The 26,389-nt window shown below is 65.4% G+C and carries 19 protein-coding genes; 9 read left to right on the top strand and 10 right to left on the bottom strand.

Annotation, left to right across the window (positions count from 1 at the left end):
• The gene (locus SI859A1_RS20535; RefSeq protein WP_161600147.1) at nucleotides 1-456 is read right to left on the bottom strand and encodes a BglII/BstYI family type II restriction endonuclease; all 456 of its coding nucleotides are present in this window, start codon (nucleotides 454-456) and stop codon (nucleotides 1-3) included.
• A 631-nt stretch (nucleotides 457-1,087) separates the two neighbouring features.
• Between SI859A1_RS20535 and SI859A1_RS19300 the strand changes: the two genes are divergently transcribed.
• Nucleotides 1,088-1,726 (top strand): recombinase family protein, encoded by a 639-nt coding sequence (locus SI859A1_RS19300; protein ID WP_009211347.1) that lies wholly within the window; start codon nucleotides 1,088-1,090, stop codon nucleotides 1,724-1,726.
• Nucleotides 1,727-1,897: 171 nt separating this feature from the next.
• Here SI859A1_RS19300 and SI859A1_RS19295 read toward each other — a convergent pair whose 3' ends face one another.
• Complete coding sequence (locus tag SI859A1_RS19295; protein WP_040326048.1) at nucleotides 1,898-6,070, bottom strand: hypothetical protein; 4,173 nt, start codon at nucleotides 6,068-6,070, stop codon at nucleotides 1,898-1,900.
• A gap of 156 nt (nucleotides 6,071-6,226) precedes the next feature.
• On the opposite strand from SI859A1_RS19295, the gene SI859A1_RS19290 reads away from it, so the two are divergent.
• Entirely contained in the window at nucleotides 6,227-8,098 is a 1,872-nt protein-coding gene (locus SI859A1_RS19290; protein WP_161600146.1) for a DNA polymerase, read from the top strand.
• 70 nt (nucleotides 8,099-8,168) lie between these two features.
• Nucleotides 8,169-9,005, top strand: coding sequence for a hypothetical protein (locus SI859A1_RS21535; RefSeq protein ID WP_009211345.1), 837 nt, complete (start codon nucleotides 8,169-8,171; stop codon nucleotides 9,003-9,005).
• A 229-nt stretch (nucleotides 9,006-9,234) separates the two neighbouring features.
• Here SI859A1_RS21535 and SI859A1_RS19280 read toward each other — a convergent pair whose 3' ends face one another.
• The 4 genes from SI859A1_RS19280 to SI859A1_RS19265 all read right to left on the bottom strand — a co-directional run bounded on the left by SI859A1_RS19280 (nucleotide 9,235) and on the right by SI859A1_RS19265 (nucleotide 14,430).
• Nucleotides 9,235-9,966: a pentapeptide repeat-containing protein gene (locus SI859A1_RS19280; protein WP_009211344.1), complete on the bottom strand. Its 732-nt coding sequence runs from the start codon at nucleotides 9,964-9,966 to the stop codon at nucleotides 9,235-9,237.
• Between the two features lie 160 nt (nucleotides 9,967-10,126).
• Entirely contained in the window at nucleotides 10,127-11,419 is a 1,293-nt protein-coding gene (locus SI859A1_RS19275; protein ID WP_040326046.1) for a DUF2254 family protein, read from the bottom strand.
• Between the two features lie 19 nt (nucleotides 11,420-11,438).
• The gene (locus SI859A1_RS19270) at nucleotides 11,439-12,914 is read right to left on the bottom strand and encodes a sensor histidine kinase (protein ID WP_202797873.1); all 1,476 of its coding nucleotides are present in this window, start codon (nucleotides 12,912-12,914) and stop codon (nucleotides 11,439-11,441) included.
• Nucleotides 12,915-13,062: 148 nt separating this feature from the next.
• Nucleotides 13,063-14,430 carry a hypothetical protein gene (locus SI859A1_RS19265; RefSeq protein ID WP_040326791.1) on the bottom strand — a complete coding sequence of 456 codons (1,368 nt, stop codon included), beginning with the start codon at nucleotides 14,428-14,430 and terminating at the stop codon, nucleotides 13,063-13,065.
• A 206-nt stretch (nucleotides 14,431-14,636) separates the two neighbouring features.
• On the opposite strand from SI859A1_RS19265, the gene SI859A1_RS19260 reads away from it, so the two are divergent.
• Entirely contained in the window at nucleotides 14,637-15,599 is a 963-nt protein-coding gene (locus SI859A1_RS19260; protein ID WP_009211340.1) for a TAXI family TRAP transporter solute-binding subunit, read from the top strand.
• Between the two features lie 166 nt (nucleotides 15,600-15,765).
• Nucleotides 15,766-18,564, top strand: coding sequence for a TRAP transporter permease (locus SI859A1_RS19255; RefSeq protein WP_009211339.1), 2,799 nt, complete (start codon nucleotides 15,766-15,768; stop codon nucleotides 18,562-18,564).
• 481 nt (nucleotides 18,565-19,045) lie between these two features.
• On the opposite strand, the gene SI859A1_RS19250 is transcribed toward SI859A1_RS19255, so the two are convergent.
• Nucleotides 19,046-19,663 carry a ribonuclease D gene (locus SI859A1_RS19250; protein ID WP_009211338.1) on the bottom strand — a complete coding sequence of 206 codons (618 nt, stop codon included), beginning with the start codon at nucleotides 19,661-19,663 and terminating at the stop codon, nucleotides 19,046-19,048.
• 109 nt (nucleotides 19,664-19,772) lie between these two features.
• Nucleotides 19,773-20,189, bottom strand: coding sequence for a winged helix-turn-helix transcriptional regulator (locus tag SI859A1_RS19245; protein ID WP_050767624.1), 417 nt, complete (start codon nucleotides 20,187-20,189; stop codon nucleotides 19,773-19,775).
• A gap of 331 nt (nucleotides 20,190-20,520) precedes the next feature.
• Between SI859A1_RS19245 and dgcN the strand changes: the two genes are divergently transcribed.
• From dgcN to SI859A1_RS19230, 3 genes are all read left to right on the top strand, one after another.
• Nucleotides 20,521-21,534: an N-acetyltransferase DgcN gene (gene dgcN / locus SI859A1_RS19240; RefSeq protein WP_009211336.1), complete on the top strand. Its 1,014-nt coding sequence runs from the start codon at nucleotides 20,521-20,523 to the stop codon at nucleotides 21,532-21,534.
• A gap of 92 nt (nucleotides 21,535-21,626) precedes the next feature.
• Nucleotides 21,627-23,828 (top strand): TRAP transporter permease, encoded by a 2,202-nt coding sequence (locus SI859A1_RS19235; RefSeq protein ID WP_009211335.1) that lies wholly within the window; start codon nucleotides 21,627-21,629, stop codon nucleotides 23,826-23,828.
• Nucleotides 23,825-24,241: a DUF1850 domain-containing protein gene (locus SI859A1_RS19230; protein ID WP_050767623.1), complete on the top strand. Its 417-nt coding sequence runs from the start codon at nucleotides 23,825-23,827 to the stop codon at nucleotides 24,239-24,241. Before SI859A1_RS19235 ends, SI859A1_RS19230 begins: the two co-directional genes overlap by 4 nt.
• Nucleotides 24,242-24,460: 219 nt before the next feature.
• Here SI859A1_RS19230 and SI859A1_RS22215 read toward each other — a convergent pair whose 3' ends face one another.
• Nucleotides 24,461-24,976 (bottom strand): transposase, encoded by a 516-nt coding sequence (locus SI859A1_RS22215; RefSeq protein ID WP_244401088.1) that lies wholly within the window; start codon nucleotides 24,974-24,976, stop codon nucleotides 24,461-24,463.
• Nucleotides 24,949-25,431: an IS110 family transposase gene (locus SI859A1_RS22210; protein ID WP_050767616.1), complete on the bottom strand. Its 483-nt coding sequence runs from the start codon at nucleotides 25,429-25,431 to the stop codon at nucleotides 24,949-24,951. The genes SI859A1_RS22215 and SI859A1_RS22210 overlap by 28 nt, the downstream gene beginning before the upstream one ends.
• A 455-nt stretch (nucleotides 25,432-25,886) precedes the next feature.
• Here SI859A1_RS22210 and SI859A1_RS19220 point away from each other — a divergent pair, with 455 nt between their 5' ends.
• A complete protein-coding gene (locus SI859A1_RS19220) occupies nucleotides 25,887-26,288 on the top strand; it encodes a DUF805 domain-containing protein (RefSeq protein WP_040326044.1) in 402 nt (133 codons plus the stop codon).
• The last annotated feature ends 101 nt before the right edge of the window (nucleotides 26,289-26,389 follow it).

The following is a 26,389-nucleotide window of genomic DNA, read 5'->3' as shown; positions in this document are numbered from 1 at the left end:
TCACTCCAAGGATACGACCAGTGTCGGGACATAAAAGGCTTTGCGAAAAATCTCGAGCTCACGCTCTAGACGCGCCGCTTGGGCAATGTTGTCGCCGATTGCCAAGGCGACAGGCTGAGAAGGCAGCACCAGAACCGCGGCCTCGACGGCGTTGTCGAGATAGAGCGTTTGCAGCTTGATTAGGTCAGCATACATCCGCGCCATGTTGCCGGTCTGAAAGCACAGCCCAATGCCCGCTCTCATAGAGGTAATGCTCATGTCGGATTCGCGCGCTACCGTCACTTCGCTGGACCAACCGCGCGAGCGCAACTCGGCGACAAACTGATTGCGGATGCTTCTAGCGGCGCCGCGTTCGAGGCGAACGTTGATGGCCGCCACCGCGGCGATGACGTCCTCCTGAATATTAACGGGGACGCGTTCGGCGCCACAGCAATGGCTGTGGATCGACGTCTTCATGACAGGCATAACCGCAAAGCGTGGAGAGACGAATGGTGGACCACGAGCACCTCAGAATAGCTGGCGACAAGGCCGTCGCTCGATCTTAGGACTTAGCCGTTGTCGCAGCTTCGCCAAGACAGTCAAGTTTCGCATCAGCCGGATGACGCGGAGCTAGCTATCTTCCGACTCGTGTCCCGTGCACCGGTGCTGATTTGGGGTTCAAGTTCGCCACGAACAAGAAACGCGACCGTTGGTGGGAAGAAGCCGCAGCCGTGGCCGATCAGGAGAACCTCGGCGTTAAATGAATACGGGGCGAACGACGTCGAAAGCCTCGCGTACGACTTACCGTTTCCTTGGCCGCCTCGTTTAACTCAAATGTTGAGCCTTAGACCGTAGCACCTCCTTATCTTCGCGCCGTAGCTGCACCGGACCGCCGATTGGCAGTTCGCTCTGCGAAAGCTCCCCTTCCCGGTGAAAGTCGGATGTTGGCTCGGGTGCACTTGGTCATAACCAAATATGGCAGCCGGTGATGGTCCAGTATGGGTATGCCTATCTTGAACCGTACGGACATTGGTTCAAAAATATCTGTAGCCTATGCAAACTAAACCGTTCTATGGTAGACCATCCTAATTAAACCGGAAGGTCCGTTATGCACATCCGCGCCTATCTCCGCGCATCTACCGGTGATCAGGACGCCGGCCGCGGCCGAGCTGATCTCGACGCGTTTGTCGCCGAGCGTGGCCTTCCAATCGTTGGCTACTATTCGGAGAACGAAAGCGGGACAAAGCTCGAACGGCCCGAATTGTTTCGGCTTCTCAGTGACTCACGGCCAGGAGACGTCTTGTTGATCGAGCAGGTGGATCGCCTGTCGCGCCTTACCTCCGGAGACTGGTCGAAGCTTCGCAAAGAGATCACCGACCGCCAAGTTCGCATCGTTGCGCTCGATCTGCCGACCTCGCACATGCTGGCCGATGAGGATCGGGAGAGCTTCACCGCCCGGATGGCGGAAGCAATCAACTCGATGCTCCTCGACATGCTCGCGGCCGTCGCCAGGAAGGACTATGAGGATCGCCGCCGGCGCCAAGCGCAGGGACAAGCTAAAGCCAAGGCGGAAGGTCGTTACAAGGGACGTCCGGCAAACGAAAAGCGGAACGCCGGCATCGCTCGGATGCTTTCCAGCGGCATGTCCTACAGCCAAATCCACGACGCTACAAATGCTAGCCGCGCGACGATAGCGAAGATTTCTAGAGCATGTAAATTGTCTGGATTCGCAACGACCGATGGATGAGCCAGAGTCTGCGATGCACAGACGCCAAAAGTGCCGGTGGGAGTTCTAGGGATTTGCAACTGGGTGCAAAATCAACGATGCAGACCCGACCTGCATCTCGCCGAGCAAGCGGGACGAGCAACACTGGGCGGCGGCATTCAGGCGAACGGGCACCGATGAACCCACCATGTATTAGGGACGCAACCAAGCCTCAGCATGCTCCTTTGTGAAGTAAAAAGTGATTTGGTGAGGTGCTTGGGCAAGCGCCACCGTTGCGGCAAGCCCTTGCCGTTTGACTACGGCCCCCGGATCGCTTGACGGGAAGTTCCTGCACAGCTGAGGCGCCGCCTTCAGCGCGGATATCAACTTTTCGCGGGTCAGCTGGTCGCCAAGCTGCGCGTGGTGGTAGCGGCAGAGGATCAGCAGGTTCTGAGCTCCTTGCCCACCGGACTGGTTCTGAAGATGTTCGACATGGTGGGCGTGGATGAGCGACCGGCGGAAGTGCGGCGAATAGACATACGTCTCGGGCGGCACGGCCTCTTCGATGTCTCGGGCGCCAATGCATGCTTGGCAGTGCACAGCATAGTGGTTGTTCTTGAGCTCCCGTATCTGCTCATCTTCCTCGATGCTGTGCCGCTGCGCGTCTGTTGTGACTGACCCCCGCGACTTGGGAGGCTTCGATCCTGACTTGGGGAAAGTGAGCGAATTGAGCCGGTCAAGCGGCTTGGGGGTCGGCGCGAACGGCTCCGCATCAGACGGGAGGCCATGCCCCTTCCTTCGCTCTCCGAGTTCGGTGGTGCTTGAGTCGTCACTGCCTCCAAGCAGAACCGGAGCCGGATTAGCATCCACCTCGTCATCCTCACGCTCCAGGCTCGCGAACATGTCCCCCGGGGCCGGATCGTTCACCGCCCGGTAGAGACCGTAGGTATAAGCCACAGGGCTGCCAGGCTCGAATATCCGCTCCGCCACCGCCTCATAGAAGCTCATTAGGTGGTTTGAGCGGTCGGAGACGCAAATCTGTGCCGTCGCCGTGTCCCAGCCGCTCGCGACGGGCGCCTGATATTCCCGGCGCAGGAGGCCGTAGATCGCCAGTACTCCCTCTGCGACCCGAACGCCGCGTATCTCCTTTAGCAGCCGGCGCCAGGACCGGTTCAAACGGTCAGCCCTCACCTCATGACGGGGAAGGATTTTCGGAAGCAGGTTGAGCGTCGTGCGCGACCTCAGCTTCGTCAGCTCCGCCTCGAGCTCTGCACTCGCCCACGATTCGCCCTCGATCGTCAGCTGCCGCGGCGGCCCGGCTTCAAGGCGAAGTGAACGCACCCCGCTGGCGCGCAACGCGTCGAGGCTCGACCCGTCCACTTCCTTATGGTCGCTGATCGCCAGCTTTACCCGGGGTTGGTCCGCAAGAACGCTCTCCTGTATCTCCGGGAAATCGGCAAGGAGCACGGTCGGCCTCGCCCGGGTAGCCTCGGTGAGCGGCAATAGCCCGAAGCGCTTAGCGCCGTCGCGCGCAGGGATCGCCGGCAGCGTGGGGATCGACTGAATCCAACGCTGCGGGCCGGCCCGGCCATCGATCCAATGGCGGACAATCTGCTCTAAATGCGCCTGCTGGCGCGCGACCGGCTGATCGCTCAGCCAAGCGAAGAAGCCACGGGAATGCACCTCTCGAAGCGAAGCGCGGATGATCCCGACCTCTTCCAGCAGCCGGACTGCGTCAGGGGTACGATCGGCGAAGGGAAGCCTGCGCTTCCATCCGCCCCAGAGGTCGGTCGTCGAAGGGAAGGCGAGCTGGTCGGGGCGCAGCAGCTCGCCGTCGAGCGGGATGATCTCTTCCCCTGAAATGTCCGACAACGGGCGTTCGCTTGCCCGCCAGGCAGCGAGCCGCGGCAGCAGACGCGCCTCGTCCGGTTTCGAACGAAGCGCCTCGAGAATGGCTGCTGGGGATGGATGGGCGCGGGCGTCGAGGGCAAGATAGAGCGCCCTGTATCGTGGGCCCGCGACATCCCTTTCGCTCAGGTCACAAGCAAGTACCGCAGCGCTCTCAATATGGAGCTCGCCTATAGGGCGGACCGAGCCGGCCCGGTTCAAGCTGAGATGTGCGAGCGCGACTTCGCGGATCGGAAACTTTTCAGTTCTCATTCGGTCGAGTCGCGCCTCTACTTCAGCGATCGCGTGCGCGGCCTCCTCTTGGCCTCCCTCTCTGAGCGCCTCCACCTTCTTCATCTCTGCAGCGTGCCACGCCTTCAGCTCCTCGACGCGCGGCGTGCGCCTGAGCCGCAGAGAGGACGTGGACGACGCGCCGAGCGCTGGGAAGGAAATCACGCTTTCGGCGGGCGCTGCGCCTACGGTAATGAGAATTTCGCGCAGGTACGCGGCGCGCGGCCAGCAATAGTCGTCGAGTGGTCGGTATATGCCGTCCGCGCCCGGCCAAATCGGGTAGCGTCCGGTGGCCGCCAAAGTCTTCTGATGAAGGTCTTTATGCGACTTGCGGAGCCAATTGAAGAAAGCAGCCTTCGAGCTTACCGAAGCGGATACGAAGTTGAGATTGGACAAGTAGCGGTCGATGCTGAATCGGTCGACTGCGCCGGGACCGTCCCTGAAGATAGGTGTCGCCATGAGCGTGCGGTGGAGCAGGGGGGGAGCTTTCACGCCGGGAACCGGCGGGGGGGCGTGCCTCGCGCGCTTGATGCGCTTCCAGGCGACGGCGCTTCCGTCAGTCGCGGGTAGGCGACCTTTTTCCTTAAGCGCCTTGAGCGCCGCCCCGGCAAGCGTTTCGTGCAGCCGTGCGAGCTCGAGCAGCTTCACGGTTGAGAGGCATTGGCGAAGCCAGCTGCTGTCGCTCAGTCCCTGCGCAGGAGCGTTCTCGTCGAACACCATCCGACCCGCGTCCATCTCGTCGAATAGTTGGCCGAATGCCTTCCCCGCCCTCTGAAGCGAGTCGAACACGATGCGCGGGCAGGCGGGGTGGAGGACTTGGCCTGCTCCGGATGCCAGATCAGCGAGAGCTCGATCGGCCGCTCCTCCGGAAAAACTTGGCACTGCGAGCAGCAGCGGTGCGTCCGCGGCGGACAAAGAAAATCTCGAGCGGCGCCCGGCCCCCGTTACCTTGGCGAGCGGGAGCGCCCCGGCCTCTTTAAGTCGGCGGACGAGTAAATCTACCTCGTCGGGGTTGGGATAGGTTTCGTTGCTGAGGAGCCGGAGCGCCTCCGGCCCAGATTGCGGCGCGAGCTGCTCACGGATGACGTGTACAATTGTGTCCCGCGCCGCCTTCAGAAGATCCTCGTTGCGGCTATCCTCCCCGAGCGAGTGCCGGGCTCGGCCAGCGACGAAGGGAGCCGATATGTCGAAACCGGATGCGCTTCGAATGTCGCCTGCCGGAAAGGCGATTGGATAGCGAAGCTCGCCGCTGCCGGGGAGCGGCAGGCCCTTGGCGTCGCAGCGCCAGCCGATTTCGCCCGCGACCTTATTCCGTCTCCTGAAGAGTCGGGGCACCTTCGCCGTGTCGCTTGGCGCCAGCGGGTGAAGGAAGGGGGAGCACAACTTCCGCTGGATGATCCGCCGGCTCCGCGTCCCCTCGATCCGGGTGCAGGTACGGAGGTAAAGCCCACCTTTGCCCCACGGCCGGGCCTGGTAACGGAATGCAATGCGGGACCCCCGTCGGACTAGGACCAGCTCGTAGTCCCAAGACCGCCCCGGTGGGGATGCGAAAAGGAACCGGTTGGGGCAAGACTCGAGCGCCTCGCCGAAGAGCGAATCAAGTGCGGCGCTGTCTGGGGGAAGCAGCGGGTTATGGCTTGGCACCGGCCTCGTTTTGCCTCGATATCCAACACTCACCCGAGTGCCAGCGGGCGGCGCCGCCTCATCCGGCTCCCTTGGCCAGGCGGCGGGATAAAAGCGTTCTCGGTCTAGCATGTCGCCGCGGAGCGTTAGCTCCACCCGATATCCGTGGCATTGAACGACGATGTCGTCGCCGAGGAGGAAGCATGAGCGGATGCCGTGGTTTTTCGCCCCTATTCCATCGACCTTAGCGTCGACCTCTCCGCCGGCTCCGAGGACGTAGACGAGGCGCTTCCAACCCTTCGCGTCGATCCCTTTCCCGTTGCCCGTGCAGACGAGGGCCTCGTCGCCAAACACGATCTCGGTGGAGGTGGAGCCGGCATCAAGCTCGTTCTGGATAAGCTCCACGATGACATCGATCGGCGACAGCTCCTTGAGGAACCCGCCTACCACCGCCGCGATGTCGATCTGCACAACCGGTGCCCCCACCCGCTCCCGCGGTGGATGCCAGCTTGCCTCCACGCCACTCGGCTCCCTGCTGTGTGGGACCACCTCATCGTAAGCGTGCGTCTGAACTTTAATATCCATGTAGCCCCTCCCGCGAAGACTATGAGGGAGCCAGAGCCGCTAGGCCAGTCTCGGCTTCGAACCGATACGAAGTCAAAGCGCAAAAATCGGGTGGTGCGCACCCGCACAGAGGTAACCAATGATGCGTGCAAAGCCACAACGACGTACCGACGCCGAATGAGAGCTTCGAAGCTCGCGCCCTTAACGTCGGAATTCCAGGAAAGATCGTACCCTGACATCGTCGTCATGGTATTTGCTGCATTGTGCTATCCGATACGCCGCAGTTTGCACCTGGTTTCAAAAACGGATGATCTTGCACCCGGTTTCATTCGGCGCATCCCCGAGCACGATCCAACCTTCCGGGCCGACATCGGCACGCTCGCGCGGCTGAAGCAGGCGAACTACGACGTGGCGGCCATCGCGCCGTCGGAGCCCAGCTACCGGTACGTGTCCGACCTCACGGAGCTCACCGATCCGCTCGAAGCGATGCTCGCGAAGAACCGCACGCCGGTGATGGCCTTCGATGCGGAGGGCACCGGCCTCGTCTGGTGTAAGGGCTCCACCCGCGTCATCCTCAACCAGTTCTCCTACCGGCCCGGCGAGAGCTTCATGGCGCCGACGCACCCGCTCTATTACGAGAAGGTCTTCAACGATCCGAACCCGGGCGCCAAGGCGGAAGCCTTGCAGGGGCAGGTCAAGCGGTTCCTTGAGGATGAACGGGTCCGCAAGCTCGCGCACAACCTGAAATTCGATCATCAGGTCTCGGCTCGCGAGGGTATCGAAGTCCGGGGATGGCTCCACGACACACAGCTCATGGCGTTCTTCGCCGACGAGAACATGATGTCGAAGAGCCTCGACGACTGCACACGCGTATGGGTGCCGGAAATGGCCGGCTACGCGGACAACTTCAACATGGCGATCGACAAGTCCAAGATGATGGACGTCCCGCCGGATGACATCCTCGACGCGGACGGCAAGGTCGTGCAGTACGGCATGCGCAACTATGCCGGCGGTGACACCGATGCCTGCCTGCGGCTCGCGCAGCGGCTCGACAAAATCCTCCGCGAAGACCCCCGCCAATATCAGTGCTACCGCCGCATCCAGATGCCGGCCATCATCGCCTTCGCCAAGGTGGTGGAACGCTACGGCCTGTCCGTCGACAAGGAGCATCTGCGCTCGCTGGCCGATCAGGTCGCGCAATACACCGACGCGAAATATGACGAGATCGTCCGGCTCATCCCGCCGGCCCTCCGCCGCGACTATCTGCGCAGGGGCGAGGAGATCAGCTTCACCCGCGACGTCGTCATGCGCGACATCCTGTTCGGCAAGAAGGGCTTCGGCCTGACGCCCAAGGTCTTCACGAAGTCGACCGCCAAGCTCCCGCCGGCACAGCGCGTCCCGTCGGTCTCGACCAAGGATCACATGCCCTATTTCGAGGACGCCCCGGGCAATGCCGGGCGCTTCGTGACGGGCTACATCGACTTCCTGAAACAGCAGAAGCTCATCACGACCTATATCGGGTCGGAGGAGAAGCAATCGGGCTTCTGGCAGTATATCGCCCCGGACGGCGCGATCTATCCGTCTTACAAGCTCCACGCCACGGTCACCGGCCGGTCGGCATCGGACAACCCGAACGGGCAGAACTTCCCGAAGCGCGGCCGGTTCGCCAAGTCCTACAACAAGGTCTTCAAGGCCCGGCCGGGCTACAAGCTGGTCTCGGCCGACTTGTCGCAGATCGAGCTGCGCATCGCCGCGTGGATGGCGAACGAGCCGGAAATGCTGCGCATCTACCGGGCCGACGGTGACATTCACGCCTCGACGGGCGCGGCAACCGCCGGCTGGACGGACGAGTTTTTCGCACAGCACAAGAATTCCGACGCCATCCTTGCGGACGTCGTGCAGGACTTCTACGGCGCGCAAGAGTACCTTGCGCCGTTGGTGGCAGGCGAGTGCAACTCCGCCACCGTCGCCAAGTACCTCAAGCCCCAACGTCAAAAAGGGGAGCCTGTCACTAGACCGCCGTTCACTATCTTGCCGTCTACAGTTTAGAAAATACCATATTGAATACTATTGGCAGCCTCGATAAATTCACGCCGTGACCTGAAATCGAGGCTTAGAGATGGACAGAAATCCAAACGAATTTGGTTTTGGTAATGGTGAAAACCACCCGAGGTGGAAGAACCGAGTTGGCTTATTGGCTTCTTTGAAAGAGAAGCGCTGGGGGACGTGGGAGGTGATCGGTCAAGAGATCATAATGAGAGAAAGGAGCCGATCCTACGTCCAGTGTAGGTGTGTCGTTACGCAAAAAGAGAGAGAGGTGCTCCTCGACAATTTGTTATCCGGCAAATCCCGCGGCCCTCGGGGCGTAAATCACGTAAAAAATGGAGGAGAGGCGGTTGGAGTACTGAGGAATAAAACCGCCTCCCTTTTGGGTGAACGGTTTGATGCCATGAAGCAGAGATGTGAAAACCCAAATAACACGGCCTATGCGGATTACGGGGGAAGAGGTATCAAGGTATGCTTTATACGCGACGAATTCGTAAGATGGGGGTTAGATAAATTCAAATATGATGACCTGATAACGGGCCAGCTAAATCGTATAGATAATGATGGAAACTACGAGTTCGATAACATAAATCTCGTGCCTCAGCGGAGAAACCTTCGTAACAAACGGGACAATAGATACATTGTGTTCGGCGGCGATAAGGTAATCGCGAATGATCTTTGGGATTTAATCAAATTTTTAGATCGACGATTTGATCTCTCCAAAGATCGGGTTGCGAGGCTGGTGTCCCAAGGCGCCACGTTAGAGAGAATCCTCGACACTAAGCCAAGGAAGAAGAGGTCGCTGCTACCGCCCATGGAACCGAATCCAGCGATTGTGCGGATGTACCAGGGTACAGAGGGGTTTAAAATCTTGTCGGAGTTGGTACACAAAACAGGCACACAAGCCTAGTTGCTTATAGGCAAGTATCTGAATTTTATCGTGTTTTAAAGACTGGTGGTGTCCCCGCTTGGCTCCACCAAATTCTTCCCTCGCCATTCTGAATAAGCAGCGCGCCACCGGGCGATCCGTCCCCGTGCCATGCTGGCTGTCTCCTGTCCTGGCCTTTGCCATGGCATGCGCCGGTCGCGCGATTGTTTCTCGGCCCTCAGTCAGGCTCTGCCGGCCGTAGTCTCAGCCCTCACTCCACCGGACATGGCCAGTTGGCCGGATGCTGCAGGCCGTCGGGCAGGCGCGTCGCGTCGTCGCCGCAGGCGAGGTCGAGCTGGGCCTGTTCCAGACCCGTCGCCGTTGACAGATCCAGCCCGTCGAACCGGGTCAGGTACAGATAGGCGCCGGTAAAATCGAGCTGTCCGGTCAGGGTCGCGCCGGTGAACTGGGCGCGGGCGAGATTGGCGAAACTGAAGCGGGCCCCGGTGAGCTCGGCGCCGCGAAACGAGGCGCGGCCGAGCTCGGCCTTGTCGAAGCGGCTGCCGGGCAGCTTGGCGGCGTCGAAGCTCGCCCGCTGGAATTCGCCGCCCTCGAAGGCCGCGTCCCTGGCCGCCAGATAGGACAGATTGGCGCGGTAGCCCTCGACCTTGCGGAAGCTGGCCCCGTCGGCCTGTGCCCCGGCCAGCGATGCGCGCACCAGCGTCGCCTTCTCCAGATTGGCTTCCGCGAGATTCACATTGCGCAAATCCGTGAGGGTGAAATCGGTATCGCTCAGGTCGGCGCCCGCCAGGCTGACGCCCGACAGCATGAGATTGCTGCGGTCGCAATGGCTCCAGTCGATCCCCGGCTCGGCCGAGGCCTTGCAGTCGGCGGCCAGTGCGGACGGGGCCCCGAGAACGAGGGCCAGCCCCATGGCACCGCCGAACAGCGCGGCGCCCACCGTCCGCGAATTGCCCGAGCCGATCGCTGCCGCGTCGCTCATGGCCGGCCTTCGCCTGATGGATGTCACCTGCGTTCCTCCCGCGCCGCCGGGCGCTTCTGTGCGACTATCGCCGTCGCGGCGTTGCGAGACAATCGGACCATGCGCCTCATGCTGACGAAACGGCGAGCCACGCCGCCGGTTGCAGCCGACAGGCGCGCCGTCACCCATCCTGAAGGACGGCCGTCCCGTCCCATGCCGCGGCGATCGCGGCGCGGTCGCGATCGGTTGCCGCTTTCGCCATCGCCTGATCGATAAGCGCGCGCGCCTGATCGGCCAGGAAGTGCCGGATCCCGGCGTCATCGATCATGCCGGACGCACGGTGCATCATGGAGATCAGCCGGATGGCCACCTGCGGATTGGGCGCTGCCGCGTTCCGCAGAGCGTCCAGCGGCATCCGGAACAGGCGGATGAAGGGCTTCTCGACCGCCAGGACGCGGGCCGTGCCGGCCGCGTCGGCCACCCATTGCGGGTGCTGTGGGAGCTGGCCCTGCGCGACCAGGATCGGGCCGAGCCCGTCGATGCAGGCAAAGGCCGTGTAGAAATCGTTCACCGCCGGCGACAGGGCCCGGCCGGCGATCTCGACCAGAAGATTCACGTGGAACGGCGCGCCCTGCGCGCCGCTGCGAAACCGGCCGATGCCGAAGGCGCGCGTCAGAGCTGTCGCCTGCCCGACGCCCAGCGGGTCGCCTGCGAGAAGGGCCAGCGGCTCGCCCTGCATCACATAGTCGCCGACGCTCACGACGAGCTTCAGATGCCCGCCCGCCTCGCCCATCCCGTCGGCCAGCGCCAGGCGGTCGACCGTCTCGACATAGCCGTCGCTGGGTGCGGCGAGCCCGCGGCCGGCGGCCCAGTCGATCGTCGGGGCGGCAGCCGCCAATCTGCGGAGCGGCGTCGCGTCGGCCACCGCGTCCATGCGGAGTGCCGTGATGTCGGTGTCGACATGGATGATGCGGCCGAGATCGTGCAGGGCGAAGGCCAGCCACGAGATGACGAAGATCGTGACGACGAGCAGCGTGAACAGGGTCAGGCGCGCATAGCCGCCCTCGCCGTCGCCGGCATCGACGGCGGCCAGCGCGATCAGTGCCCAGGCGAGCGACCCGAGCAGGAGGCCGATGGTGAAGCGGACCCGGCCATGCCCGATCCAGCGGTCGATCAGCCTTACGCCGAGATTTCCGGCGGCGAGTGTCAGCACCAGCAGCGTGATCGAGAAATACAGGGAGACGAAGGTGGCGTGGACCGCGGCGAAGGTGTTCGCCAGCTCACGGGCCGTGCCGCCCGACAGGGCCAAGGGGTAGCCGAAACTGCCGATCCAGGCCGATGCGCCGCCGGCATCGAGCATCAGAAGGGTATAGGCGATGCCGATCGCCGCTGCGATCATCAGGACCGGCAGGCCCCAGAAACTGTGCCAAAGAAGGCTCGCGAACCAGCGCAGGGGCGAGTTCGGGCCGGTCATCAGCGGCGCGGCTGCCGGCTCAACCGAGTGATCCCGTCAGCCGGAAGACGACGCCGGATGGCGGAAAGTCGAGCTGGCCGCCGCCGTCGAAATACGACCCGACGATCCGCTCGATCAGCCGCGAGCCGAAGCCCCGCCGGCTCGGCGCGTTCACATGGGGGCCATCGCGCTCGATCCAGTCGAAGCGGAAGTCCTTGTCGGGCCCGACGTCCCAGCTGATCTCGACCTTGCCGGACGGCATCGACAGCGAGCCGTATTTGGCGGCGTTCGTCGCCAGCTCGTGCAGCGCCAGTGACAGGCCGAGCACCTGCTGCGGGCTGAGGACGACGTCGGGACCGGAAATCACGATGCGGCCCTGCTCGGCACGGTGGGCCGCCAGCGCCTCGTCCACGACCTGGCGGATTCCGGCACCGGACCAGCTCGTCTGGGTGAGGATGTCCTGCGCCCGCGCCAGCGCCTGCACCCGGCTGGAGATCGCGTCGCGCCCCGCATCGAGGGATTCGGCGGTGCGCAGGCTCTGGGTGACGATCGACTGCACGGTCGCCAGGACGTTCTTCATCCGGTGCGACAATTCGTGGGTCAGTTCCTTGCGCTGTTCCTCGGCCTGATACTCGACCGTGCGATCGCGCAGAATCTTCAGATAGCCGATCTGGACCTCGTCCTCGCCCATCAGCGGCATGATCTCGCCCGACGCCCAGAACCGGCTGCCGTCCTTGCGCTGGTACCAGCCTTCGCCGATGCCGCGGCCGGTCTCGCGCGCGGTGGCCATCTCGCGGACGGCAAGGTCGGCCTCGCGATCCACGGCCGTGAACACCAGGGCGGCGGGCCGGCCCAGCGTCTCGGTCTCGCTCCAGCCGAAGATCTGCTGGGCGCCCGGGCTCCAGGAGGTGATCCCGCCGTCGAGATCGGTGGTGATGATCGCGAAGTCCACGGCGCTGTCGACGATCTGCCGGTATTGCGATTCTAGCCGGCGCACGTCGCCGAGGGCGGCCTTGGTGCGCCGCAGGGAGCGATGCAGCTCGAGCTGGATGGAGACCTGCCGGGCGAGAAGGCGCAGCGTGCGGATCTGATGGGCGTCGAGCTCGCGCGGCGTGTGGTCGAGGACGCACATGGTGCCCAGCGGCAGGCCTTCGGCCGAGCGCACGAGAACGCCCGCATAGAAGCGCAGCGGCGGGTCGCCATAGACCAGCGGATTGTTGTCGAAGCGGGAATCCTGCGTCGCGTCGGGCACTATCATCATGTCTTCGGCCAGCAGCGCATGCTTGCAGAAGGAGATGTCCACCGGCGTCTCGCGCACCCCGAGCCCGACCTCGGCCTTGAAGAACTGGCGGGTGTCCGAGACGAAATTGACCACCGCGATGGGCGTGCCGCAGACCTCCGACGCGATCCGGGCGAGATCGTCGAACTCCTCCTCGCGGGGCGTGTCGACGATCTCGTACGCCGCAAGGGCGTCGAGGCGCTCGGCTTCGGTGTAGTTGGGGGAGAGGGAGGTCAATGCTGATACGGGCCGCTGGCACATTCTTCGAAGGTCATGGAACGGAAGTAGCCGTCTACCCCCTGTCATCGCAAGAGTAAGGGGGTTGTGCCGCCGAACAATGGCTGCGGCACAAATGTCGACTGAGACCTCTCCGGGACCCGTTGCGTCAGTCGGTCAGCTCGATCCAGACGACATCGTTCGGGTCGTCGGGCGAGGTTCGGGCCGCGATGACCTCGCCGTCGAAACCGCCGGTCACCGTCTGCGGCGCGTCGCCGGGGATCGCGACGGCGGCCCTCCAGACCGAGGGAACCGGCTCGTTTTCCGGGCGGCCGGCGATCGGCAAGGCATCCAGTGTGGCGTTGTCGTCGATGCCGAAATAGCCGCGCGGCCGCATCATGCCGACGATCTCGCCGGGGGCCGACAGGTCCGGTGCCGGATACAGCCGCAGATGGGCGAGCGCCGTGGAGCGGGGGAAGGGCGCGCGGTAGATCCGCGTCAGCGGATAGTCCTTCGCGGCGATCACGAATTCGTAGGCCGCGTCCGGCGCGGCGCGGAACGGCCCGTAGCGCCCGTCCTCGCCGACCGTCTGGCTGAACACGGCGTCGCCAAGGCGTTCGCCGGTCCGTGCGTCCACCGCGAAGATGTCGAGCGTGGCGCCGGCGAGGGGGCGGTTGGTGGGGGCGCCGCTGGCAAAGCCGGAGATTTCCCCGCCGATCTGCGGCCGCTCTTCCGACGTGATCTCCAGCCGGGCCGGCGGCCTGCCGGTGATCGCCGTGTACATGGCGATGAAGGCTTCGGGCGAAGAGGCCGTCTCGCGATGGTCGGCGCCGTCGAGCACCACCGTCGGCGCGCCGTCCAGTTCCGGCGCGTCGTAGGAAATCCCGGTCTCCTGCTCGGGCAGGCCGAGAAACCGGCCGTTGGGCTGGGCGTAGAGATCGAAGCGGTCGGACCGCAGGATCGTCGTATCAATGCCGTCGGGAATGGCGGGCGGCGAGTTGAGGGCGGTCAGGAACGCTCCGGCGCCATTATATTCCGATCCGGTCCGCTCTTCCGGGTTCACATAGACGCCGTGGTGGACGCAGCCGGCCAGCACCATCGTCGCCGTCCGGGCCGCCCCGCCGAAATTCTTCACGTAGTTGCGGGCGCTCTGGCAGCCGCGGGAGTGACCGACGATGGCGACCTTGTCGGCGCCGGTCTCGGCGACCGCCCGATCGACCGTTGCCGCAACGGCGCGGGCGGCGTCCTCGGTCGAGGAGCGGTTCTCCTGCGCCACCTGGTCGTCGAGCCGCGCCGCCGGGTGGTCGATATCGACGGCGAACAGGCGCCCGGCCGGCACGCCGTTGCTTTCGAAGCGCCACAGGACCGGCATCCAGAAGGCGGCGGAATCGCTGTCGCCATGCACGAAGACGATGGGCGGCACGGCCCCGTCAGGCGCCGCCGCGGCGACGGACGGTCCGCCGGCGACGATCCCGCAGAGGGCCGTCGTCAGCGCGGCCAGGCCCATGCCGCGTCCTGTGCGTGTCCAGCGTGTCATGGGGTCCTCTTCCACCATCTGCGTGGTCGAAGAAAGGGCGCCGCCGGACCTTGGCAACCACCCGCACCGCCCGGACGGCGTTCGGGGCCGGCTGCGGACCGCCATCTTGCGCATGAGGGGGAAAGTTGTCTTACTGCCGGCACTTGGCCCGACCGAACTCTCCGCTAGGATTGAGGGTCTGACCGAACCTAGAGAGGAAGCTCCCAATGAAGAAAACCGGATGGGTCGCAGCCGGGCTTGCTGCCCTTGCCATGTCGACCGGCGCGGCCACCGCGCAGGAAAAGTTCATCACCATCGGCACCGGTGGTCAGACCGGCGTGTACTACGTCGTTGGACAGTCCATCTGCCGCCTGGTCAATCGCGAGAGCGAGAAGAACGGCCTGCGCTGCACGGCCCCGTCGACCGGCGCATCGGTCGCCAACATCAATGCCATCAAGGCCGGCGACCAGACCATGGGCGTCGCCCAGTCGGACATGCAGTACAACGCGCTCGAGGGCCAGGACCCCTGGAAGGGCGATCCCTTCGCTGGTGAGCGTGCGGTCTTCTCCATCCATCCCGAGCCGATCACGGTCGTTGCCCGCGCCGATGCCGGCATCGAGAGCTTCGACGACCTGAAGGGCAAGCGCGTCAACATCGGCAACCCGGGCTCCGGCTCGCGCGCCACGATGGAAATCATCATGGACCGCAAGGGCTGGTCGATGGGCGATTTCTCGCTGGCCTCCGAGCTGAAGGCCGCCGAGCAGTCGCAGGCCCTGTGCGACAACAAGGTCGACGCCATCATCTACACTGTCGGCCATCCGAACGGCTCGATCCAGGAGGCCACCACCTCCTGCGCTTCCAAGCTGGTCCCGGTGACCGGCGCGGAAATCGACAAGCTGGTCGACGAGAACCCGTACTATTCCAAGGCGACCATCCCGGGCGGCCTCTATGAGGGCAATGCCGAGGACACCGAGACCTTCGGCGTGCGCGCCACGATGGTCTCGTCCGACCAGGTCGACGAGGAGACCATCTACCAGGTGGTCAAGGCCGTGTTCGAGAACTTCGACCGGTTCAAGAAGCTGCATCCGGCCTTCGAGAACCTGACCAAGGAAGAGATGATCTCGGCCGGCAATTCCGCGCCGCTGCATCCGGGCGCCGAGCGCTACTACAAGGAAGCCGGCCTCCTGTAAGGCCCGCCATCCAGCCGGCCGGCGGCAGATGTCCGTCGGCCGGCTCCCTTGCGCCCCGCCCATGCGGGGCGTCGGCGACGACGAGAGGCCGGTCGTGCGACCCGCCGCCGGTCGTGCCAGAATGTTCCTGTAGTCGCGTATCAGACAGGCGGAGTGACCAGCTGCGATGGCCCGAGACCCACGTCATTCCGACAGCCTCGACGACGAGCGCGACCGCACCATCGATTCCGTCGACGTCGAATCCGCCACCTCCCGGCAGGAGAAGCTCGACGAGCTCGTCGCCTCCTCCGACACCGGCGGACGCAGCCCCGCCAGACCCGTTGCCTATCTGATCTCCGGCGTCGCGCTGGTCTGGTCGCTGTTCCAGCTCTGGATCGCCTCGCCGATCCCCTTCATGGTCGGCTTCGGCGTCTTCAACGACACCGAGACGCGCTCGATCCATCTCGCCTTCGCGCTGTTCCTGGCGTTTCTCGCCTTCCCGGCCTCGCGCTCGATCCCCCAGCTCGTGCTGGGCGCCGGCGTGCCGCTGCTGCTCGGCTATCTCTTCCTGGAAGGGGCCACCGGCGTCCTGCCCGGCTGGTACATTCCCGTCATCACGGTGACGATGGTCGTCTTCGCGCTGCTGCCCTCGCCGTCGCGCCGCGTCCTGCCCCATGAATGGGTGCTGGCGATCGCCGGCGCGGCGACCGCCTCCTACCTGTTTTTCGCCTATACCTCGATTTCGGGCCGCGTCGGCGCGCCCAACATGACCGACTTCATGGTCGGCACGGTCGGCCTCATGGTGCTGCTGGAAGGCACGCGCCGGGCGCTCGGACCCGCGCTGATGGTCGTCGCGACCGTCTTCCTCGTCTACACCTTCCTCGGCCCCTACATGCCGTCGATCATCGCCCACAAGGGCAACTCGCTGTCGGAGGTGGTCAACCACCAGTGGATCACCACCGAGGGCGTCTTCGGCATCGCGCTCGGCGTCTCGACCTCCTTCGTCTTCCTGTTCGTGCTGTTCGGCTCGCTGCTCGACAAGGCCGGGGCCGGCAGCTACTTCATCAACGTCGCCTTCTCGCTGATGGGCCACATGCGCGGCGGACCGGCCAAGGCCGCCGTCGTCTCCTCGGCCATGACCGGCCTGATCTCCGGCTCGTCCATCGCCAATGTGGTGACCACCGGCACCTTCACCATTCCGCTCATGAAGCGCGTCGGCTTCTCGGCCGAAAAGGCCGGCGCCGTCGAGACGGCATCCTCCGTCAACGGCCAGATCATGCCGCCGGTGATGGGCGCTGCGGCGTTCCTGATGGTCGAATATGTCGGCATCCCGTATTTCGACGTGGTCAAGCACGCCTTCCTGCCGGCGATCATCTCCTACATCGCGCTGGTCTACATCGTGCATCTGGAAGCGATGAAGGCCGGCATGCAGGGCCTTCCGCGCTCCTACGAGCCCAAGCCTTGGCTGCAATGGCTGGTCGGCGTCGTCTTCGGCATTCTCGTCCTGTGCGCCCTGTCCTTCGGCGTCTATTACGGCATGGGCTGGATCCGCCCGGCTTTCGGCGACAATGCCGGCTGGGTGGTCTTCGCGCTGCTCGTCGCGGTCTATGTCGGCCTTCTGTGGTACGGCGCGAAATACCCGGCGCCGAAGATGGACGATCCGGACAAGCCGATCACCGAACTGCCGCGTCCCGGCCCGACGGTGAAATCCGGCCTGCACTTCATCCTGCCGGTGGTCGTCCTCGTCTGGGCGCTGATGGTGGATCGCCTGTCGCCGGGCCTGTCGGCCTTCTGGGCGGCCGCCTTCATGATCTTCATCCTGATCACCCAGCACCCGATCACCGCCTTCTTCCGCGGCACCGGCGACTACGGGTTCCAGACCACCCGTGGCTTCCTCGACCTGATCGACGGCCTGATCACCGGCGCCCGCAACATGATCGGCATCGGCATCGCGACGGCCACGGCCGGCGTCATCGTCGGCGCCGTGTCGCAGACCGGCGTCGGCTCGGCGCTGGCGGAAGTCGTCGAGGTGCTCTCCGGCGGCAATCTGATGGCGATCCTGCTTCTGACCGCCGTCCTGTCGCTGATCCTCGGCATGGGCCTGCCGACGACCGCCAACTACATCGTCGTCTCGGCGCTGCTCGCCCCGGTCATCGTCACGCTCGGCGAGGCCAACGGCCTGATCGTGCCGCTGATCGCGGTGCATCTCTTCGTCTTCTATTTCGGCATCATGGCCGATGTGACGCCGCCGGTCGGCCTTGCCTCCTTCGCGGCGGCAGCCGTTTCGGGCGGCGATCCGATCAAGACCGGCGCCATCGCCTTCTTCTACTCGCTGCGCACCGCGGCGCTGCCCTTCCTGTTCATCTTCAACACCGACCTCCTGCTGATCAATGTCGACATTCCGCACGGCATCTTCATCGCCATCGTGGCGACGGTCGCCATGCTCTTGTTCGCGGCGGCGACGCAGGGCTGGTTCCTGACCCGCAACCGCATCTACGAATCCGTCGCGCTGCTGCTGATCGCCTTCACCCTGTTCCGGCCGGGCTTCTGGATGGACATGCTGGTCGCGCCCTATTCCGAGCGGCCGGGCAGCGAGGTCGCCGAGGCGGCGGCTGAGACGCCGGCGAACGAGCCGCTGCGCCTGCGCATCGACTATCTCGACGCCTTCGGCGAGCCGTCACAGCGTTCGGTGGAGCTCAATCTGCCGGCCGGGGCCACCGGCGAGGAACGGTTGCAGAATGCCGGGCTGGAACTGGTCGACCGCGACGGCAAGAAGATCATCGACAATGTCGCCTTCGGCTCGGCGGCCGAAAAGGCCGGGCTCGACTGGGACCAGGAGATCACTCTGGTGCGCACGCCCACCGACCAGCCGTCAAAATACTGGATGTTCATTCCGGCACTGGCGGTGCTCGGCCTGATCGTCTGGGCCCAGCGCCGGCGCCGGCCGGACGAGGAACCCAGCCAGGGGCAGCCTGTCGCCGCCTGACGGGCGGCGCAAGATGGGACGCCCATCCGTCTCCGGGCAGGTCATCCCAAACGAAAGAAGCGCGGCGAACCTCAAGGTGCGCCGCGCTTCTTGCATGTCTGTGTGCCGACGCGTTTGCGTCGGCCTGTGTCGCCCATCCGGCTGGCTGTTCTCAGCGCGACGCCGGGAGGCGGGAATTAGCCGACGAGCTTCAGCAACGCGACGGTCGCAAGCAGCGCGACGGTAAGCATGCCGGAGACGGCGAGGGACTGCATGAGAGGGCTGCGGGTCATGGTGTGCGCCTTTCGTCGAGCGCGTTGCTGATGCCGGGCATATGCGTTGGACGAAGGGGTCGATCCAGTCCGTTTTGCGACACGCCATGCCGCGCCAGAGACATTCTGTCGAGCGTCGTCAGTTTCCCGCAAGCAACGCCGTCAATCGCCTGCCTGACAAGGGCTGAGGGCCGCCCATGCGGCAGCCCTCGAACACCATCTAGAGACCCTCAGGCCGAGTGGGAGAAGATGTCCTCGTCGTCCCAGCCGGCGAGGTCGAGCTTGGCCCGGGTCGGCAGGAAGGTGAAGCAGGCCTTGGCTAGTTCCATGCGATCCTCGCGCTCCAGCCGCTTGTAGAGACCGCCCATGATGTCGTGCAGATAGAGGACGTCCGAGGCGGCGTATTCGACCTGCGCCTGCGACAGGGTCTCGGCGGCCCAGTCCGACGATTGCTGCTGCTTGGAGATGTCGACGCCGACCATCTCGCGGGCGAGATCCTTCAGACCGTGCCGGTCGGTGTAGGTGCGGGTCAGGCGCGAGGCGATCTTGGTGCAGAAGATGCCGTCGGTCATCACGCCGAAGGCATGGTAGAGCGCCGCCACGTCGAAGCGGGCATAGTGGAAGATCTTGGTCTTGGCCGGGTCCTTGAGGAGCGCCGTGATGTTCGGCGCCTCGCTCTGGCCCTTGGCGATCTGGACGACGTCGGCAGTGCCGTCGCCCGGCGACAGCTGGACGACGCAGAGCCGGTCGCGGCGGGTGTCGAGGCCGAGGGTCTCGGTGTCGATCGCCACCGGGCCGGTGTAGCGGGAGATGTCGGGAAGATCGCCTTTGTGGACGCGGATGGTCATGGATCGCCTTCGCTCAGGGGAAAATGTCTGCTTGGCTCTACCGGATTTCGCCGGCGAGGCCAAAGGTCTTCGGCGTTCTGAGCGGCGCGGTGGCCTCGGCCTACCGCCGTCAGGCGTTGCCGTCGTTGGAAACCCGGCTGCGGGGCGGTGTGCTCCAGCCGGTTCGCGGATCGAAGAAGCCGCCGTCCAGATGGGCATGACCCCAGGCCATGACGCCGAGGAGCGCATCCTCCAGCGAGCGACCACGCGCCGTCAGGTGATATTCGTGCCGCAGCGGCCGGTCGGCATAGGGGCGCCGCTCGACCAGCCCCCAGGTCTCGAGCCGGCGCAGCCGGTCGCTGAGGATGTTGGTCGGAATGCGCTCGGCGCTTTCGTGCAGGGCGCCGAATGTGTGCTTGCCGTGCCAGAGCAGGTCGCGGACGATCAGCAGCGTCCACTTGTCTCCGAAGATGTCGAGCGTGCGGGCGATCGAGCAGCGCGAGCGAAAATGCTCTCGCGTCGTGTCACTTCGGCCATCCTGCCCCATTCGCTGCTCCTCCTCCATCCGCACCGAAGTTACTTGACGGGCAACCACTTGCAAAATGAAAGTGGATCGCCGTCCGCTGCACTGGGGGAAATCGCCGTGAGGCGAACGCCGGCGCTCGCGGCATTCCGTCTGGGCTTGAGCTGCCGAAGCGGGCCAGCATCCGCGCAGACCACAAGCCGCTCGCGTTTGCCCGGGCAAGCCGGACAACCCGCTGTCGTCCATCGTCACAGACAGATGTGCACTGCCGCATTCGCGGCCGTCGCCCCGCTTCACAAGCCGTGCCAACTCGGTCAGTCTGCGGGCAGAAGATCCCCTTCCCGAAAGTCGCGCCATGAACGTCACCCCTCCCTATCTCATGTTCCTCGGCGACGTGCCGGACGCGCTGGCCGCCAAGACCGCACAGGGCGTCGTCGACTGGCGTCGGGACTGGTGTCTTGCCCAGTTGCGGCTGCCGGGCTGCGGCGCCGATCTCGGCCTCGACGAGATGACGGTGCCCGAGGCGGTCGCGGCCGGCGCGAAGACCTTGGTGGTCGGCGTCGTCAATGCCGGCGGTGTTCTGCCCGAGCACTGGATCGACACCATCGTGACGGCGCTCGAAGCCGGGCTGGACGTGGCCAGCGGCCTGCATGTGCGCCTCGGTTCGATTGCGCGCATCGCGGCGGCGGCCGAAGCGAACGGCCGCAAGCTGACCGACCTGCGCCAGCCCGATCGCAGCTATGCCACCGGCAAGGGCCACAAGCGCACCGGCAAGCGCCTGCTGGCGGTCGGCACCGATTGTTCGGTCGGTAAGAAATACGCCGCCCTCTGCCTGGAGCGCGACATGCAGGCCGCCGGCTTCGACGCCGAGTTCCGCGCCACCGGCCAGACCGGCGTCCTGATCGCCGGTCGCGGTGTGCCGCTGGACGCCGTGGTTGCCGATTTCATCGCCGGCGCGGCCGAATGGCTGACGCCCGACGCCGCGGACGACCACTGGGACGTCGTCGAGGGGCAGGGCTCGCTGTTCCATCCGTCCTTTGCCGGCGTGACCCTCGGTCTGCTGCACGGTTCGCAGCCCGATGCCTTCGTCGTCTGCCACGAGCCGACCCGCACCACGATGCGCGGCGTGGCGACGCCGCTGCCGACTATCGCGGCGGTGATCGAGGCGACCATCGCCATGGGCCGGCTGACCAATCCGGATATTCGCTGCGTCGGTCTCTGCGTCAACACCGCCAAGCTGGATGAGGAGGCGGCGCGGGCGCTGCTGGCCGAACTGGCCGAGGAACATGGCCTGCCGGCCACCGATCCGGTGCGCTTCGGCTCGGCGCCGGTGGTGGACGAGATCGCCCGGATCTACGGCAGGCCTTGACGGGGGAGGCCATCGTGCCGGAAAGGGCGATCGCCTTTCGAGGTCGATGATGTAATGTCCCGGCCGTGACAGGCCTCTGGGAGGAGCCGTAGATGAGTCAGGGTACGCCGGGAGAACTGGAGAAGCATCACGAGCTGGCGCCGGACGGCGAGCCCGTGAGCCACCACGATCCCTTGTCCTCGGGCTTCCCGCTCGGCACGGAAGGGCGGATCCTGTTCTGGATCGCCTTCGCCTTCTCGATCTTCCAGCTCGCCACGGCGGCGCATCTGTGGGACCTGCCGAGCCAGATCGTGCGGGCCGTCCATGTTGGCTTCCTTTGCCTGCTCGGCCTGCCGCTGGTCGCCGCGATCAAGGGCGAGAATGCCGGCCTGAGGGCGCTGTTCTGGCTGCTCGGCCTCGCCGGCATGGGCGTCGCCGTCTATCAATGGTGGGAATACGAGGCGCTGATCTTCAGGGCCGGCATGCCGTCGCTGGCCGACACGATCGTCGGCGTCGCCGCGCTGGCCGTGCTCTTCATCGCCACCTGGCGGATCATGGGACCGGCTTTGCCGATCATCGCCGGCCTGTTCCTGGCCTACTGCCTGTTCGGCCGCTACCTGCCGTCGCCCTTCGTGATCCGCTACTACCCGTTCAGCCAGATCGTCGATCACATGTCCTTCGGCACCGAGGGCATCTACGGCATCCCGACCTACGTCTCGTCCTCCTACATCTTCCTGTTCATCCTGTTCGGCTCCTTCCTGGAGCGGGCCGGCATGATCAAGCTGTTCACCGACATCTCGCTCGGGCTTGTCGGCGGGGCGAAGGGGGGCGCCGCCAAGGTCGCTGTCATCTCCTCAGGCCTGATGGGCACGATCTCCGGCTCGGGCGTCGCCAATGTGGTGACCACCGGCCAGTTCACCATTCCCCTGATGAAGCGCTTCGGCTACCGCGCCGCCTTTGCCGGCGGCGTCGAGTCGACCGCCTCCATGGGCGGCCAGATCATGCCGCCGGTGATGGGCGCCGTCGCCTTCATCATGGCCGAGACGCTGAACGTGCCCTATGCCGCCGTCGTCCAGGCCGCGGTCATTCCCGCGGTGCTGTATTTCGGCTCGGTGTTCTGGATGGTGCATCTGGAAGCCGGCAAGCGCGGCCTGATCGGCCTGAAGAAGGGCGAGCTGCCCTCGGCGCTGAACGCGCTGAAGAAGGGCTGGTACCTGCTCCTGCCGCTGGGCGTGCTCGTCTACCTGCTGTTCACCGGCTACACGCCGCTCTATGCCGGCACGATCGGCCTCGCATTGACGGCTTTGCTGATCCTCGGCGCGCCGCTGGCCCGCCGGATCTCGGTGCAGGCGCTGCGCTACGTCTTCTGGATCGGTCTCGGCATCTCGGCTGCCGCCTTTTTCGAATACGGCATCCTGCCGGTGGTCATCGCGCTGGCCGTGCTGATTGCCCTCTGCGCCCTGTTCCGGGGCGGCCGCGAGACGCTGCTCCTGACCCGCGACGCGCTCGCCGAGGGTGCCAAGACGGCGCTGCCGGTCGGTATCGCCTGCGCCATCGTCGGCATCATCGTCGGCACGATGACGCTGACCGGCGTCGCCAACACCTTCGGCCAGTTCATCGTGGCGGTCGGTGACACCTCGCTGTTCCTGTCGCTGGTGCTGACCATGATCACCTGCCTGATCCTGGGCATGGGCATCCCCACGATCCCGAACTACATCATCACCTCGTCGATCGCCGGCCCGGCGCTGCTCGCCCTCGGCGTGCCGCTGATCGTCAGCCACATGTTCGTCTTCTATTTCGGCATTCTCGCCGACCTGACGCCGCCGGTGGCACTGGCCTGCTTCGCGGCCGCGCCCATCGCCAAGGCGCCGGGGCTGAGAATCTCCTTCGAGGCGGTCAAGGTCGCACTCGCCGGCTTCGTCATCCCCTTCATGGCCGTCTATACGCCCGCTTTGATGCTGCAGGATGGCGGTCCGCTGGCCGAAGCCATCGGCTACTGGCCTGCCGTCGTCTACATCGTCTTCAAGGCGTGCCTCGCCATCGGGCTGTGGGGTGCCGCGGCGATCGGCTATCTGGTCGCACCGCTCAAATGGTGGGAACGGGCGGTGGCGACCGTCGCCGCCTTCACGCTGATCGCCGCAATGCCGATTACCGACGAGATCGGCTTCGCTCTCGCGGCGCTGATCATCGGCTGGCATGCGTTGCAAATCCGCCGGCACGGCGTGCCCGAAGTGGTCAACCGCACCGGCGGCGGCAGCAGCACCACCGCGACCGGTGCCGCGCCCCGCGACGAGACGGTGTCGCCGGCCGAATGATCTGCATCGCCGCCGGCGCCAAGACGCTGACCCTGGCCGCCACCGCCTTCTCGCTGTCCTGGACCCATTCGGTCGAGAAGACCCGCTGGGAGGAGCGCTGGCTGGCGGGGCCGCAGGGGCTGACGGTCGTCGAGGGCCGCGTCGAGGGCTCGGGCGCCGGCATGGAGCCGCCGCCGGACGCCGTCCTGCGCGACGGCGCCTATGTCTACACGCCGCATCTGGCGCCGATCCCCGAACTCGTCCTCGCCGCCTCCGGCGCCACCGGCTCCGGCTGGACGCTCTGCCCATTAGGCGACGCGATGGGCGTCCCGGACACCGACGCCTGCCTCACCCTCGGCGAAACCGCCGCCGCCCCGGTGCGGATCTCGGCGTGTCCGGCGGCTGATGATGAAGGCGCCGCCACGCATCGCTGACGCTGCTGCTGGGAATGACGCGAACGGCCGTTCGCGGTGACAGCTCTGCGGCACGTTCGGCAGATGCGCCGCCCGCAACCCGCACGACGTTTCACACGCGTGCCCCACCCCCGACGCGCGTCATCCTCGGGCTGACCCGAGGACCCATGCCTCTGCGCTTCGGTGACCACTCCGTCGGAGGATGGGGCTGCACCAACGGAAACGGCATCGGTCCTCGGGTCAAGCCCAAGCAACTGTGTGAGTATGCGTCAAGGGGGGGGCTGGGCGCGGCTGATATTCTCCGGTTCGGATTGCCACGTTGAGCGTGACGAGGAGCTTGCGGGCGATGGCGATCAGGCTGAGCTTTGCTGGTTTGCCGGCGGTCGTCATGGTGGCGAAGAGGGCCTTCCACGGCGTTGTTCGCACGGCGGCGAGCGCCGCCATGTAGAGGGCGTCGCGCACGCGCTTGCGGCCACCCTGGACGCAGCGTCTGCCGCGCAGCAGGCCGGAGTCCCGGGCAATGGGGGCAAGCCCCGCCAGGGCGGCGATCGCCCGGCGGCTGACGCGGCCGAGTTCGGGCAGGCTGGCCAGCAGCACCGAAGCGGCGACCGGTCCGATGCCGGGAGCTGCGCGCAGCACGCGGCGCTGGCGGGCCAAAGCGGCATCGGCCGCGACCGTCGCCTCGATGCGGCGCTCGATGGTGCGGATCTGCGCGTCGAGGAGGGCGATCACCGCGAGGTGACTTCGGCGATGCACGGCTCGCTCATGGTCCGCAACCGCACCCGCTCGGCCTTGCGCATTGCGACGAGCTGGTCGCGGCGGCTGACCAAGCCCTGCAGCGCCAGCCGCGCGGGCGCCACCTTCTCCGTCGGCCGCAGCGCCAGAGCCGTGCCGTAAAGGGCCAGCATGCGGGCATCGACCGCATCGGTCTTGGCCAGAAGGCCGGCCGACCGGGCGAAGTCGCGGGCGCGGCGGGGATTGGCCCGGTGGAACACCAGGCCCGCCGCCTCCAGGGCACGGATCAGCGGCTGGTCGAACGGCGCGGTGGCCTCGATCACGACGAAAGCCTGCCGCCTTGCCGCCAAGGCCGTCACGGCAGCGATGCCGTCGGCATCGTTGGTCAGGCGTCTGGCCCGTCCTTCGGGATGAGCAAAGACGTCGAGATGCGCTCCAGAGATATCGATACCCAGCACGGTCCGGTCTATCATCATAGGTCCCATCCTTGTCCTGCGGGCTCGGCGCTGTCACGCCGGCCCCGGCAACTGTTCGGGGTGGATGACGAAAGGCGGGCGGCGAACCTTGCTCGGGCACGGTCTCCAACGACCAAGGATGACACGGTGCGCTGCCCGCCGATCAGCCTCTCCAATTGCAAGAGGCCGTCAACAGACAAGGATGACGATCTTGTTTGATGGAGTGGCCCTTCCGCCGAGGTTGGCGGTTGCTCGACGCTACCACCCGCGCGACGTTACCTACCGCGTGACGCCCTATCCGAGGCTCCCCCACCCCCAACGCGCGTCATCCTCGGGCTCGGCCCGAGGACCCATGCCTCCGCGCCTCCGTGACCACTCCCTCGAAGACCAACCCAGCGGCACAGGTGGCGTCCAGCGTCTCGATCGGGCAGGCTGGCGCCGCCGGCAAGCGGCCGGCAGACGCAAGGGGGCACGCCATGTCGTTCACCGAAGCCATCCGTTCGGTCTTTGCAAATTACGCGACCTTCCGGGGCCGGGCGCCACGCTCGGAATTCTGGTGGTTCGCGCTGTTCACGCTGCTCGGCAATTTCGTCCTTGGCATCTTCGATGCGATCCTCGTCGGCCCGGCCATGGGCCTCGCGCCCTTTTCGGGCGAGGGCTACCAGCCGCTCGGTTCGATCTTCTCGCTGGCGATCTTCATCCCGTCGCTGGCCGTCTCGGTGCGCCGCCTGCACGACACCGGCCGCAGCGGCTGGTGGTTCCTCGTCAATCTGGTGCCGCTGATCGGCTGGCTGGTATTCCTCTACTTCGCCGTCCAGCCCAGCGACGCCGCCAACCGCCACGGTCCGTCGCCGTCGACCGGCGCGGTCGTGCGCTGAGGGCAGCGCGATGCTCTGCTGCGGTGTGTTTTGTGGATAGGGGATCTTCCGTCGAAGGATCGGACGGCATCACCGGAACCGGCATGGGTCCTCGGGTCAAG

Source organism: Aurantimonas manganoxydans SI85-9A1 (genome assembly GCF_000153465.1).
Classification (GTDB): Bacteria; Pseudomonadota; Alphaproteobacteria; order Rhizobiales; family Rhizobiaceae; genus Aurantimonas; species Aurantimonas manganoxydans.
Note: the sequence above shows the minus strand (reverse complement) of the source record. Positions and strands in the feature narration are given on the sequence as shown.